Here is a 13906-nt window from a genome sequence, read left to right on the forward strand (position 1 = left end):
GAATACAATAAATGGGGGCAGATCGTTGATTATCAATTCTTATTTATTGCTATTGCCGTTTTTTCTCCAGTAAGATGAACGCCATTGCTGTCAGTCCTGAGTGAGTAAGGTGTATGTCACCCACCATTTATGATATCGCACGGGTTGCGGGCGTATCGAAATCAACCGTTTCCCGCGTTCTGAATAAACAAACGAATATTTCTCCTGAAGCGCGTGACAAAGTGCTGAAGGCGATTGACGAATTAAATTATCAGCCCAACAAACTGGCCCGTGCCCTGACCTCTTCAGGATTCGATGCCATTATGGTTATTTCGACCCGTTCAACCAAAACCACTGCCGGCAATCCTTTTTTCTCCGATGTTCTTCATGCCATTACGGCAAAAGCGGAAGAAGAAGGATTCGATGTTATTTTACAAACCTCAAAAAGCAGTGAAGACGATCTCCTGAAATGCGTGAGTAAAATAAAACAGAAGATGATCAAAGGGATCATCATGCTGAGTTCACCCGCAAATGAATCCTTTTTCACCACGCTGGACGCGTATGGCGTACCGGTAGTGGTTATCGGCAAAGTGGAAGGTGAGTATCAGAATATTTATTCCGTCGACACGGATAATTTTCATGACAGCGCCACGCTGACGGAAACCTTTATCAAAAACGGCCGCCGGAAAATTGCCTGCCTGCATGCGCCGCTTGAATATCATGTTTCGATCGATCGCCTGGCGGGTTATAAAGCCAGTCTGGAAAAGCACCATATTGCGATTAACCCGGACTGGATCATGGATGGTGGTTATACCCATGAGAGTGCACTTAAGGCGGCTCTGGAACTGCTCTCTTCACCCACGCCGCCTGATGCCGTATTTGCTACCGACAGCATGAAATTACTCGGCCTTTATCGCGCGGCGGACGAGTTAAATCTGATGATACCGGAACAGGTGGTGATAGCCGGATACAGTGACCCGATGCTGTCTCTCATTTTAACGCCCGCACCAGGCGGCTTTGATATCCCCACCCGCAAACTGGGGGAAGAGAGCTGCGATCTTCTCTTCAGGCGTATTGCGGGTCACCCCGCCCCGCAAAAAGTGCTGGTTGATACCCATTTTTTACTGGCGGCCTCGCTGCGCTAAAACCAGGGGCACCAGGCCCCTGGAAGACCCACGGGTCAGAACGCGTAATTTACCCCAACGCCCGCATAGTGGAAGCGGTCGTTTTTACCCTCGTCATGGTTTTCCCATTCGTAGGCGTATTCAAGCGTCATGGATAAACCGTTGTTGAAGTCATAGGCGTACTGCATACCCAGACGGTTGAAATCATGTCCTTCACGCTCAGGATCGTCCTGCCAGTCCCAGTTCGACCAGCGATCGAGCCCCAGTCGGGTGTAAGGCGTTAAGGTCGTCTGACCCAATGAAATAGGCAGGTAGGCGCGAATTTCCTGAGTGGAGAACTCGCCGTTATTACGTGAACCGTCCATATTGAAACCGCGCTCTAAATAGTAATTCACTTTAGCGGCAAAGGTGTCGTTAATGGTCCAGGTAAAGCCCGTTTCGGTTTCGACGCGGCTGTCTGAGTAGCCTGTTTTTTCCAGATCGTTAGCAAACTGATACATGGCAAACCAGCCGCCGAAACGCCAGTCGTCGGTTAATTTAATATCCCAGTCCGGCTGAATTTTGTAGCGCTGCATATTTGCGCTGCCGTTTCTGGCGCCGTGTTCATCCTTAAAGTGATAGCCATAATTACGGAAACCACCGGTCAGACCGAACGTGAAATCATCGGTACCAATAAAACGATAGCGTAATTCAAATTCCGGGCGATCGAAATAGGTCCCACGGGTCATGCTGCTATAATCAACCGGTCCTTCCTGATACATCGCCAGCGAAATAGTCCAGGCATCCCAGGTCGCATTAAACCACACGGAGGGTTCATATAATCCGTCTTTATCTTCTCCCTGGCCTTCGACGTTTTCAATTTCATACATCGCGCCAATATTAAATTCCCATTGTTTAGCCGTTTCTGTTGCATGTGCGCAGCTCACCCCTGCGCACAGCACGAGCGCAGCACTTTTTAGTAGAGTACTCATAAAATATTCCCTTTATAATTAACAAACAAAAAACCGGAAATTTGCATTTCCGGCAAACACCTTTCTTATCTAATAGCCGCTTCGGTATCGGCGTCGAAGAAATGGCACTTATTCATATCGAACTGGATGCCGATATTATCCCCTGCGGCATAATCATTCGCTGCTCCCGCGCGAACCACCAGCTCATGGCCGCCAACGGTGGCGTAGAGCATGAACTCCGCACCGGTCAGTTCGGCTACGCTGACTTTCGCCGCGATATTTTCACCGCTACTCTGCTGGGTGAGAATATTTTCCGGGCGGATCCCAAAGACCACAGCTTTACGCTGATATCCAGCGGCTTGCAGTGCAGCGAGCTTGTCTTCCGGGATCGCCAGGCGCAGCGTTTCCGTGACGAAATAGCGGTCGTCGATGGCACCACGAACAAAGTTCATGGCTGGCGAGCCAATGAACCCCGCAACAAACATGTTTGCCGGCTCGTTGTATACCTGCTTCGGTGCACCGACCTGCTGAATAATGCCGTCTTTTAAGATCACAATGCGGGTCGCCATCGTCATGGCTTCCGTCTGATCGTGGGTCACGTAAATCATCGTGGTATTGAGCTTCTGGTGAAGCTTGCTGATTTCAGCCCGCATCTGCACGCGAAGCTTGGCATCGAGGTTGGAGAGCGGTTCATCCATCAGGAACACGCCCGCTTCCCGAACGATCGCCCTGCCCAACGCCACGCGCTGACGCTGGCCGCCGGACAGCGCACCGGGTTTACGCTTGAGGTACTCCCGTAAACCGAGGATCTGTGCGGCCCAGTTGACGCGCTCTTCGATAACCGCCGGAGCGATTTTCTGCATCTTCAGGCCAAACGCCATGTTGTCGTAGACCGTCATATGCGGGTAAAGCGCATAGTTCTGGAACACCATGGCGATGTCACGCGATTTGGCGGGCACATCGTTCATACAAACGCCGTCGATCACCAGTTCACCGGCGGAAATCTCCTCCAGCCCGGCAATCATGCGCAGCGTCGTCGATTTACCGCAGCCAGACGGGCCGACAAAAACGATAAACTCCTTGTCCTCGATTTCGAGGTTAAAATCCTTCACCACGTGGACCTGGTTATCGTAAATTTTCTGAATATGTTTCAGTGACAGTTGTGCCATTTTTAATTCCTTATCAATACGCCCGGGAGGCCCAGAAATCGGTCAGGCATTTCCAGGTCAGTTCCTGCGTTGAATGAAGCTGTAATCCCGCATGGGTCAGGCCTGAGCCAATCCCGACCGACAGCATGCCCGCCGCGTTGATCGCTTCCACGCCCGCGGGCGCATCTTCGACCCCAATGGCCGCCTCGGGGCGGACGTTCAGGCCAGCACACGCGGCGAGGAAGATCTCCGGGTCCGGTTTTGAACAGACGATACGGGAGGCATCGGCGCAAAAATCAAAGGCGTCATGAATACCCAGGGCATGCAGTATTCCAGGAGCGTTGAGGGAAACGGAGGCGAGCCCAATTTTGACCTTCGCCGCCCGAATGTCCGCCAGCACCTCCCGGATGCCCGGCAGCAGTGACGCCTCGGTCAACGACGACAGCGATGCGACGTAGAGCGCATTTTTCTTCCCCGCCAGCGCCAGGCATTGTTTGTCGTCAAACGCCCCCTCTTTCCCACCGTGTCGCAGGATCCGCTGCAGGGATTCCATGCGGCTAATTCCCTTCAGCTCCTCGTTGAACACCTCATCGATAGTGATGCCGATCTCCTGCGCGACCGAACGCCAGGCGAGAAAATGGAGATGCGCCGTATCGGTGATGACCCCATCAAGATCGAATACAACAGCTTCAGGCTTCATGGCTGGCCTCCGTGGTAGCGGTCCCATTAAAAGACGTAAGAAATTCCCTACGAGACAGTGCCTGCCGCTCCGATACGCATACCGTTTTTCCCCACAGGGTTAACGTGACGGGCGCGGTGGTCTCGATGGTTAAAACGTCATTTTCAAACGTGAAGCGCAGGCGAGCGTTCTGCCAGCGCAGCGGGAAGGCAAGTTTTCGCCAGCGAGCGGGTAGCTTCGGCGCAAGGTGCAGCTCGCCCTCAACAATCTGCATGCCGGCAAACCCCTGAATAACGCCGGACCAGATAGCCCCCGTGGCAGCGGCATGAATGCCGTCATCGCTGCTGTGCGGATCGTCGCCCAGATCGATAGCCACGCCAGCGCGCCAGAAGGCGTAGGCCCCTTCCGTATCGCCACAGCGGGCGGCCACAATGCCGTGAATGGCCTTGCTCAGCGAAGAGTCATGGATCGTACGTGGCTCGTAAAACGCCAGGTTGGCCGCGCACTGGGCGGGGGTAAATTTCTCCGGCAACAGATAGTTAAGCATCACCACGTCAGCCTGCTTGAGGATCTGCATCTCGTTAACTTCCGCGCGAGAGTAATCCAGCAGGATGGTCTGCTTACCCGCTTTGGCTTTATAGCGGCTTAAATCGATCGCCGGTTTCGCCATGAACGAATCGTCCTGCGGGATAACTCCCCCGGCGTCGGCTTCCGGCAGCCACAAGCGGGCCAGGAAGGTGGTCGCCTTCTCCATGAAGCAGGCATCTTCACGCTCAAACATCGACATAAACCGACATGCGCTGGCCACGTTGTACCAGGCCAGATAGTTGGTGTAGGCGTTGTTATTCACATGTTCGGTGTATTCGTCCGGCCCAATCACATCATGAATTTCCAGGCGCCCGTTAATCTCCGTAGCGCGGCCCATCCAGAACGTTGCCGTCTCTACCAGCAGGGTCAGCCCTTCATTGCGCATAAATGCGTCATCACGCGTGGCCTGCCAGTAGGCCACAACGGCCCAGGCAATGTCCGCCACGATGTGGTGTTCGGCCAGGGCGGAGGCCACTTTCTGCCGCATGCCCGTACGGATGTTGATGGCTGCAAACTCCGGCGTCTCCTCTTTGCCGCTTGCGGCGCTCTCCCACGGGAACAGCGCGCCCGGCCAGCCGTTGCGGCGGGCTTTTTCCCGGGCCCCGGCCAGGTTCAGCCAGCGATAGCGCAGCAGACTGCGGGCCACCTGCGGACGAGTGAAAAGATGGAAAGGCAGCATGAATATTTCGGTGTCCCAGAAGACATGGCCTTTATACCCCTCGCCGGTCAAGCCCTTAGCGGCAATGCTGCTCCGCTCATCATGGGCTGGCGTCATGGTGGTCAGATGCCAGACGGCATAGTCCAGCGCCATCTGATCGTCAGGAGATGGAGATGCAGAAGCCACTTCCACCCTGGCGTCACGCCATACGTCTTCCCATGCGCAGGCTGAACTCTCCAGCAGCGAGGCATAACCCCTTGCTGCACAAACCTTGAGATCCGCCAGCGCGCCGCGCGCGAAAGATTCCTGCGACAGGGCTTTATCGCTGCGATGGGCCACCCAGACCAACTTATCCAGCGTGACAGTGTCACCCTGCGGTATCGTCAGGGAATAGTGAGCAGAGAGCCGACGATTTTTAGCGGTAAAGCAGCTTTCGCTGTCTGCTGATAGCTGACAAAAAGCCGAGATAACAACGTCAGAGGCCCGGTCCTGTGTTTCATACACACCCTGCATATAGTGCTGGTCGAATACCCTGACAGAAATTTCATCCAGATGCTGACGGCCGGTATTGGTTTGTGTGGCATCAATACCGGTTTTCATCACCACCTGCGAGGCTGCATCCAGCGGGGTGATCGCAAGCTGCATGGCCACAAGCGGCAGCTGATCGAGAGAGACAAAACGACGACTCTCCAGGCGATAGCGCTTTCCGTTGGGCGAGCGCCAGACAACGCGGCGATGCAGCTCGCCGTTGGCAAACGCCAGCTCGCGCTGCCACTCAAGAATGTCCCCGGACAGAAGGGTAAAATTCACCCCGTCCAGCTCAACCTCGATACCGGTGATATCGGGCAAATTGATCAGCTCAGTGGTCTCATTACGTCCCGCCTGGTGATACAAGCCCGCAAGATACATCCCTCGGGTTTGCTGGGTGTAATCTTCTTCATGCGCAGCGCGAATGCCCATGTAGCCGTTACCGCATGCCATAATGGACGCGTACTTATTCAGACTGTGCGGACAAAAGCCCGGATCGGTTAATACAGACACGCTCAGCATAATGTTACGCTTTCTCCTGTTTCTGCCGACTGATAAAGCGCCGCGACAAGCTGCTGAATCACCAGCCCCTGTTCAGCATCTGCAATCATTACGGGCTCTCCCTGCACGTGGCGGACAAAGGCCTCCATGCTGCGTAAATGGCGCTGATCGTCAGCCTCTTCACGCTGAATCAGGGTCTGTAACGCCCCGGCGTCATCCTGATAAATATGTGCCGGGAAAAGCGTCGCCCCCGCTTTTTCACCGCAAAACGCGACATTCATGATCGACTGCTCGCGGATATTCAGCGCAAACGAGGTGTCCAGACGCAAAATGCCGCCGTTGCAGAATTCGATGGTGCCAAACAGGGCATCTTCCACCGTAAACTGAGCAGGATCCCACTCGCCAAACTGGCCGCTGCTTTTCCGGGTTCCCAGCCTCTGGAAACCGTGCGCCGTGACCCTTTTGACCGCCGGGAAACCCAGCACGTACATCGCGGCATCCAGCATGTGAATACCAATGTCAATCAGCGGCCCACCGCCCTGCAGCGCTTTATTGGTGAAGACGCCCCAGCCCGGCACGCCGCAGCGCCGCAGCGCCTGCGCCGAGGTGAAGTAGATTTCGCCCAGCGTTCCGTTCATCACGGCCTCGCGCAGCAGCTGCGTGTCGAGCGCAAAGCGGTGATGGAAGTCATATGCCAGCACTTTGCCCGCCTTGCGGGCAGCGATCCGCATCTCGTCGGCCTCTTGCGGCGTCATGGCAGGCGGTTTTTCGCACATCACATGACAGCCGGCCTCCAGCGCCGCCATCACATGCTCAAAATGAAATCGGTTTGGCGAACAAACGCTCACCACGTCCGGCTTAACCGCCTCCAGCATGGCGCACGCGTCCTGCCACGCCGACGGTATGGCATGACGCTCCGCAAAAGCCTGTGCCTGTTCGAGGCGGCTGTCCATGACAGCCACCATCTGAACATCACTGCGCGTGGCGTAATACGAGGCATGCACTTTGTCCGCAACCTGCCCGGCGCCAATGATGGCGACGCGCAGTGGCGACGTTGTTGAAGCACTCATCACGCTCGTCATCCTTAGCATTCGCGTAAATAAGTGAGGGAATCCCGGTAAGCCTGAGCGGGATCTTCAGCACGTACGCGGCACTCGTAAACCACATAGCCCTGGTAATTATCCGCACGCAGCTGATTGAACAGGCTGGCAAAATCGAGGCTACCGCTTCCCGGCTGGTAACGGTGATTATCGGCGATGTGCACATGGCCCAGCAGATCGCGGTGCTGATGCAGCGCCTCCGTCAGCGAATCTTCTTCAATGTTCATATGATAGAAATCGCCGATGATCTGCACATGCTTGAGGCCGTTCTCTTCGATATAGCGTCGTGCGTCAGCCAGGGTGTTGATCATGTGATCCTGATAGCGGTTCAGCGGCTCCAGGTAGACGGTGGTTCCGGTGCGCGCGGCCACCTCATCCAGCCAGCGCAGCGACGCACTCACCGCTTTGCGGTCGCCTTCCAGGCTGCGTGGAGAGGTCATCGGCGGCAAACGGAAGGTAAACATTCCCCAGGCTGCAGGCACAATAATGCCCTTGCCGCCCACTTCGGCCAGGGCTTCCAGAATGCGTTCAATCTGCGCTAAACCGTTCAGACGACGTTCTTCGATAAAGTCACCAATCCAGCCATCGTATCCGCCGCAGGCGGTCGTGACCGGCAGGCCGGTGGCCTTAATCGCCGCTTTCACCTCGGCGAGATTTTCCACCAGCAGCTTGCCGTCAATCTCATAGCCATCAAAACCCATCGCCTTGATGTACTCGAATTTCTCCAGAATGTTTGACGGGAAAAAGGCCTGATTTTGTGTTGCGATTTTCATGAGTTGCTTTCCTTAGCTTAAAAAGTGACGCCCATTTTGATGCTCAGTTCCGGATGCTGATCCACATATTTCATGTAGCTTTCAGCGCTGCTGGTGAAGGTCACAACCGGGTCGATCAGATCTTCACAATTCAGATAACCGTTCATCAGCAGTTCCCAGCAGGTCTCTTCAATACGCTTGCGGCTCCAGCGCGGGTAATCCGGGTTTGGCTCACTGCAGGCGCGGGAGAAGACAATCTTCGCGTTGTTGAAATGCGCTTCACGCCCCAGGTTAAAGCCTGCTGAGAACGGTTTAGCGAACGCAACGTAGGAGATGGTGCCGCCGTAGGCGAGGCCGCGCAGCGCGGACTGCAGCGCATCGGCAAAGCCGCTGGTCTCGATGATCACGTCTGCGCCCTGCTTTCCGGTCAGCTTTTTAATGTCCAGACCAACGTCTGTGCCGATTGGGTTCAGACAGTAGTCCGCACCGTGACGACGGGCGATCTCGCAGCGGTGTTCGATCGGATCAACGCCGATAACAACTGACGCGCCAGCTTTTTTCGCCAGCTGAATCGCAATCTGTCCGATGGCTCCCAGGCCGACCACGACAACAAAGTCGCCCACGCGGACGTTGGCATCACGCACGCCGCTCATGGCAAACTGTGCCGGATCGTAGCAGACGGCGTTCTTCCAGGATGCGCCCTGCGGCATTTTGCGCAGCTTGTAGTTGTTGACGGCATTCACGATAACCGTCTCCTGCAGCGGACCGTAGCAGCAAACGCGATCGCCAGCCTGGTATTCCGTGACGTCCGCACCGCATTCGATGATGTCGCCAACAATCATGTTGCCCAGCTGGAACTTACCGAACTCGATTCCGCGCGCTGCGCCCTCTTCACGCGGCGTGAACATCTGCCACTCCGCGTTGAACTCTTCATCGATAAACGGGCTTGCGGCGCGGAAATCGACCACTTCAGTGCCGTGCTTCGGGGCACCAAAGCGGGCACGAATTTTCACTTCATGTGCTTCCACAGCACGATCTTCATATTCCACCAGCGCCGCCACGCGTGGCGCTGTCGCAACTAATTTTTTCATGATTGACTCCTTGTTAAAATTGGCCGCCTCAGCCCTTCACGCCACCGGCGGTCAAACCACTTTTAATAAAACGTTCAGACAGGGCGTACATAATGACCACCGGAAGTGCCGTCACCAGCGATGCCGCCATCATGCGACCCCAGATATAATCGGGTGTGCTAAAGAGCGTGTTCAGCCCGACCGGCAAGGTGAAGTTGCTGGCGCTGGACAGGAAAATGGACGCAAACAGATAGTCGTTCCACGCCACCATGAAGCAGTAGACAAACACCGATACGAGCCCGGATATCGCCAGCGGTACGGTAATACGGAAGATGATTTGCAGGCGGTTAAGGCCGTCCATCATTGCGGCTTCTTCTATTTCGTCCGGGATGGTGTCGAAGTAGCTGCGCAGCATGAACACCGCCGTCGGTAACGTCTGCGTCACCATGGTGATAATCAGGGCCAGCTCGGTGTCGTAGATCCCCAGCGCGGTGATGATTTTGAACAACGGCACCACCAGCAAGATGCCGGAGAACATGTAGACGGTGTAAAAACTCGCGTTGATCGTCGTGCGTCCCTTAAAACGCAGCTTGGACAAGGCGTAAGCGCCCAGCGTACCGAGAAACACGGCAATCACCGATGAGGTCAGCGACACCACCATGCTGTTTCGGAAGTAATCCACAAACGGGAAGATCAGCGGGTTAAAGATGTCGATGTAATGCTGCAGCGTCCACGCCTGCGGCAGAATGGTCGGATGCAGCGAGATCGCCTCTTTGGCGCTCTTGAATGACGTCATCAGCATCACGAAGAACGGGGAGAGCGTGATGATCAGAAATACCGCCAGCCCGAGATAAAAACCAATACGGCTCAGTACGCGTTTATTTGTTGCCATTGAGGTTCACCCTTTTTCTGGTCAGCAGAATCACAGCGAAGATGATCACGAACAGCACCACGGAGATGGCCGCTGCTTTACCCAAGTCGTTGAAAGCGAAAGCAGTTTTGTAAAGATAGACGCCCAGAATATCGACCTTCGTGGTCAGCAGGTAGACGTCAGCAAACATGTAGAACATCCAGATGGTGCGAAGCGTGACCACCGTGGCCAGCACCGGCATAATCGCGGGCAGCGTGACGATCCGAAAACGTTGCCAGGCATTCGCGCCGTCCATTTCCGCCGCTTCATACAGGGATTTATCAATCGTCTGTAAAATCGCCAGGAATGAGATAAACGCGTACGGGAAGTAACGCCAGATCGCGAACAGCACCACCAGTACGAAGCTGCTGTTCGGGTTGTCGAACCACAGCGGCGCCTGGTCATACAGGTGCAACAGGTCTACGCCCAGATAGTTCACAATGCCGTAGCCGTTGTTGAACATGTATTTCCAGGCAAACACCAGCGAAATAGACGGCGTGACGTAGGATAAAATCACCAGTGAACGTGCCGTCTTACGCAGGCGAAACTCGCGATTAAAGAAGATGGCGACGGCCAGCCCCAGCACCGTGCTGCCAATCACCACCAGCGCGGTGTACCAGAAGGTCATCCACAGCGAGTGCCAGAAAGCGGCATCGCCGAGGATGCGAATGTAATTGTCCAGGCCGACAAACACGGCGCTAATGCGCGGATTGAGCGGCAAGCGTAAAAAACTGATTTCAATATTGGAAATCATTGGCCAGGCCACCAGGCCCCCCAGCAGAATCAGGCTGGGGGCCAACAGCAGCATGGCGAAAGGCATATCTGAACGACCAGAAAACAACGTCTTCATAATTTCCTTCCGCAGAGCGCTCCTATCGTTGTGTAATGAGATCAGTCAGTCGCTTCTGGCTGCTGCTTAACGTTGTGTTAAGGTCCTTCTGCCCCACCGTGACGTTATGTACCATGGAGCTGATAATGCCGGAGCCCGTCACGTCGCCCATGCGGGTGAAGTTTTTATCCCCAACCGCGCCAAACACCTGCACGTTCGGGAACTGTGCAATCAGCTCATAAGGCAACTGCCCAAACGCTTTAATCACGTCGTTGTTTTTCCAGGTATCCGTGCCCACCACCCCTTTGTTTACCGGCAGCGCCGCGCCCGGCGACATCATGACCCAGTCCGTCGCGTTTTGAGCCTGTTCCATCCAGGTAACAAACTTCTCGGCCGCTTTGGTCTCCTCTTCGGTTTGTCCGGTGGTGATCGTCAGCGAGGTGATCATGCCGTACACCGCCGATGAGTTTTCAGTCGGGACAACGAAGCCCAGGTTGGCAGGGTTTCCGTCCTTGTAGACGGCGGGCAGGATGTAGGTGGAGTAAACCGCCATCGGCGCAGAACCGTTCATGAAAGCGTCTTTGATCTCCATAACATCGTTCGAACCCGGCATGGTGGTCGCAGCCAGCGCTTTATAAAACGCCAGCGCTTTGGCCATTTCCGGGGTATCGATGTCGACATTCCCTTTTGCATCAAACACGTTCGCGCCACCGGAAAGGGCAAACTGAGAGAACGACTGTTCGGTCATCACGCTTTCCGCAGTCGGTAACGCGATGCCGTAATGTTTTTTAGCCGGGTCGTTCAGGCGCTGGCTGGCTTGCAGAAGCTGTTCCCAGTTATGCGGCTCCTCAATGCCCGCCGCGGCCAGCACATCTTTGTGGTACCACACGCCGGAGAGCCAGGCGCTGATCGGCACGCCCGTCCAGGCTGCGCCGTCTTCCGTGCGGACAACGCGCAAGATGCCGTCATAGAAGGTGTTTTCCCCCACCGCCTTAATTGCTTCAGCGATTGCGTCACGATCCAGAAGCTGTTCTTTATCCATCACTTTTGCATAGTCATGGCTGACCTCAATCACTTCAGGCAGCGCGCCGGTTCGCGCCAGCGTAATCACCTTAGTGTTGTAGGCATCCTCTTCTACCGGTACCTGTTTTATCGTGATGCCCGGGTTCTCTTTCTCGAATTTTTCGATCAGTTTCGTAATAACGGCCTGACGCTCCTGCTCGACCGACGAGTGCATAAACTCAATGGTGACAGAGGACGCTTTGTCATCCTTACAGCCTGATAACAGGGCGCACGAAACCAGTGCTGATATCAGCACCATTCTGGGTATTTTCATGTTTAAGGTCCTTTTTAGTTTTCTTTAATCCACAATACCTGCCATGGATTTAGGATCAGAGTCGTGTCGGTAATATCTTTTCCGCTAATCAATTCCCTTCCCGAGTGAATATCGGACTCAACCGTTTGAGAATTATCACTGAAATTAAACAACGCTGTTATTTTCTCACCGCAATCCGCCACACGGACAATTTTTAAAACATGCTTCCCTGACGCACTGAAATAAGCCTCACTGTCAGGATGGAATGCTTTTTCCGCCCGGCGCAATACGATTAACTGACTTAACGCACTGTAAACCTGATAACGGAGACTATTTTTATCTTCAAGCGCGCAATCAATTTGACCCGCGGCATATTTTTCACGATTTATCGCACGGTTATATCCCAGGCGCTCTACGCCATCATAATCATTACGGGAGCCGAGAATACTCTGAATATAAACTGCAGGCACACCGGGGAAGCTTAAGAGGACAGCATGGGCCAGAATAAACCGGGCAATGCGTTCGCTATCATGACTTTCTCGCGTACTTAAGGCATCAAGATAGGTCACGTTAATTTCATACGGGCTTCGTGTGCCATCCGGGTTATTTTTCCAGTTAACCAACGCACCTTCGGTCTGGAGCTTTTCTACAAGCGAAAGGATCTCCGACTCCGGTAAAATTCCGCGCAATGGGTTAAGACCAATGCCGTCATGCGAGGCCAGGAAGTTGAACCAGGTGGTTTTGGTGGAAGGCAACGCCAGCGACGCAGCCCACTGGCTCAGCGTGGTGACATCCTGGCTGTGCACGGCATGTAGCACCAGCGGAGGCAACGAGAACTGATAAACCATCTGCGCTTCATTTTCGCCGTTACCGAAGTAAGAGACGTTATCTTTATGCGGAACGTTCGTCTCGGTGATAATCACCGTGCCGGGGGCAACAGCCTCGGTAATGGCGCGGAAAAGCTGGATGAGCTGGTGGGTTTGCTTAAGGTGAATGCAGCTCGTTCCCGGTATTTTCCACATGAACCCAACGGCATCCAGTCGAATATATCGCGCCCCTTCAATAAGGTAATGCAGCAGCACGTCGACCATCGCAATCAGTACCTGCGGAGAGGCGAAGTTGAGATCGATCTGGTCCTCACTGAAGGTGGTCCACAGATGTCGCACGCTGCCATCATGAAGTGTGAAAGGCGTGAGAAGCGGTAAGGCGCGCGGACGCGTCACCGCGGATAAATCTGTCTCGGGATCGACAGAAATGAAGAAATCATCATATCCCGGCATTTGCTTCAGATAATTAGCAAACCAGGCACTTTTGGCCGACATATGATTGCAGACGAAATCAAACATCAAACTGGTTGTCTGTTTTAATTCAGCAACGTCACGCCATGTTCCCGTTTCAGGCGCAACTTCATGATAATCAATAACAGAAAAGCCATCGTCCGAAGACCATGGATAAAAAGGCAAAAGATGGACATGAGAAAAAGAATGCGAAAGCCATTTGTTATAAAAACGTGTAAAAACAGGGAGTGCTTTCTCCCCTTTCGCGGAAAACTGATCGGCATAGGTTATCAGAACGATATCTTTTTCATCCCAGCCCATTTTACGCCTTTCCGTAATAACAGAGGCGGCCTTTTCAATATTTTCCAGCAGCATATGAAGATGTGCTTCAGAAAACGTTTTTCCATAAACAAGATTAATGAGTGCTTTAATTTTTTCGTTCACTTGATTTTCCATGGTAGCGGTCCCACGGAATGGCAATCTACTCCCATGAAAAAT

The 13906-nt window shown here is 54.0% G+C and carries 12 protein-coding genes; 1 reads left to right on the plus strand and 11 read right to left on the minus strand.

Annotated elements, in window-relative coordinates; genetic code table 11:
• Positions 1–113 precede the first annotated feature (113 nt).
• Positions 114–1124, plus strand: a complete 1011-nt coding sequence (locus ACOTXI_RS15715) for a LacI family DNA-binding transcriptional regulator (protein WP_008501251.1) — start codon at positions 114–116, stop codon at positions 1122–1124.
• Positions 1125–1159: 35 nt separating this feature from the next.
• Here the strand turns inward: ACOTXI_RS15715 and ACOTXI_RS15720 are convergent, their stop codons facing one another.
• The 11 genes from ACOTXI_RS15720 to ACOTXI_RS15770 all read right to left on the minus strand — a co-directional run bounded on the left by ACOTXI_RS15720 (position 1160) and on the right by ACOTXI_RS15770 (position 13864).
• Positions 1160–2074, minus strand: coding sequence for an OmpG family monomeric porin (locus ACOTXI_RS15720; protein ID WP_058653278.1), 915 nt, complete (start codon positions 2072–2074; stop codon positions 1160–1162).
• Between the two features lie 65 nt (positions 2075–2139).
• Positions 2140–3222, minus strand: a complete 1083-nt coding sequence (locus tag ACOTXI_RS15725) for an ABC transporter ATP-binding protein (RefSeq protein ID WP_058653280.1) — start codon at positions 3220–3222, stop codon at positions 2140–2142.
• A gap of 13 nt (positions 3223–3235) precedes the next feature.
• The gene (pgmB, locus tag ACOTXI_RS15730; protein ID WP_058653282.1) at positions 3236–3901 is read right to left on the minus strand and encodes a beta-phosphoglucomutase; all 666 of its coding nucleotides are present in this window, start codon (positions 3899–3901) and stop codon (positions 3236–3238) included.
• The gene (locus tag ACOTXI_RS15735; protein WP_058653284.1) at positions 3891–6176 is read right to left on the minus strand and encodes a glycoside hydrolase family 65 protein; all 2286 of its coding nucleotides are present in this window, start codon (positions 6174–6176) and stop codon (positions 3891–3893) included. The genes pgmB and ACOTXI_RS15735 overlap by 11 nt, the downstream gene beginning before the upstream one ends.
• The gene (locus tag ACOTXI_RS15740; RefSeq protein WP_031274909.1) at positions 6170–7228 is read right to left on the minus strand and encodes a Gfo/Idh/MocA family protein; all 1059 of its coding nucleotides are present in this window, start codon (positions 7226–7228) and stop codon (positions 6170–6172) included. The genes ACOTXI_RS15735 and ACOTXI_RS15740 overlap by 7 nt, the downstream gene beginning before the upstream one ends.
• An 11-nt stretch (positions 7229–7239) precedes the next feature.
• Complete coding sequence (locus ACOTXI_RS15745) at positions 7240–8028, minus strand: sugar phosphate isomerase/epimerase family protein (RefSeq protein WP_021240278.1); 789 nt, start codon at positions 8026–8028, stop codon at positions 7240–7242.
• Positions 8029–8045: 17 nt separating this feature from the next.
• Positions 8046–9098 carry a zinc-dependent alcohol dehydrogenase gene (locus tag ACOTXI_RS15750; protein WP_058653285.1) on the minus strand — a complete coding sequence of 351 codons (1053 nt, stop codon included), beginning with the start codon at positions 9096–9098 and terminating at the stop codon, positions 8046–8048.
• 28 nt (positions 9099–9126) lie between these two features.
• Complete coding sequence (locus ACOTXI_RS15755) at positions 9127–9969, minus strand: carbohydrate ABC transporter permease (RefSeq protein ID WP_058653287.1); 843 nt, start codon at positions 9967–9969, stop codon at positions 9127–9129.
• Complete coding sequence (locus tag ACOTXI_RS15760) at positions 9956–10837, minus strand: carbohydrate ABC transporter permease (RefSeq protein WP_008501242.1); 882 nt, start codon at positions 10835–10837, stop codon at positions 9956–9958. The genes ACOTXI_RS15755 and ACOTXI_RS15760 overlap by 14 nt, the downstream gene beginning before the upstream one ends.
• A 22-nt stretch (positions 10838–10859) precedes the next feature.
• Complete coding sequence (locus ACOTXI_RS15765) at positions 10860–12152, minus strand: ABC transporter substrate-binding protein (protein WP_058653288.1); 1293 nt, start codon at positions 12150–12152, stop codon at positions 10860–10862.
• 14 nt (positions 12153–12166) lie between these two features.
• Positions 12167–13864, minus strand: a complete 1698-nt coding sequence (locus tag ACOTXI_RS15770; RefSeq protein ID WP_058653290.1) for a sugar phosphorylase — start codon at positions 13862–13864, stop codon at positions 12167–12169.
• Positions 13865–13906: the final 42 nt, after the last annotated feature.

It is taken from the genome of Enterobacter cloacae complex sp. BZL2005, from assembly GCF_049238885.1.
Lineage (GTDB): Bacteria > Pseudomonadota > Gammaproteobacteria > Enterobacterales > Enterobacteriaceae > Enterobacter > Enterobacter roggenkampii.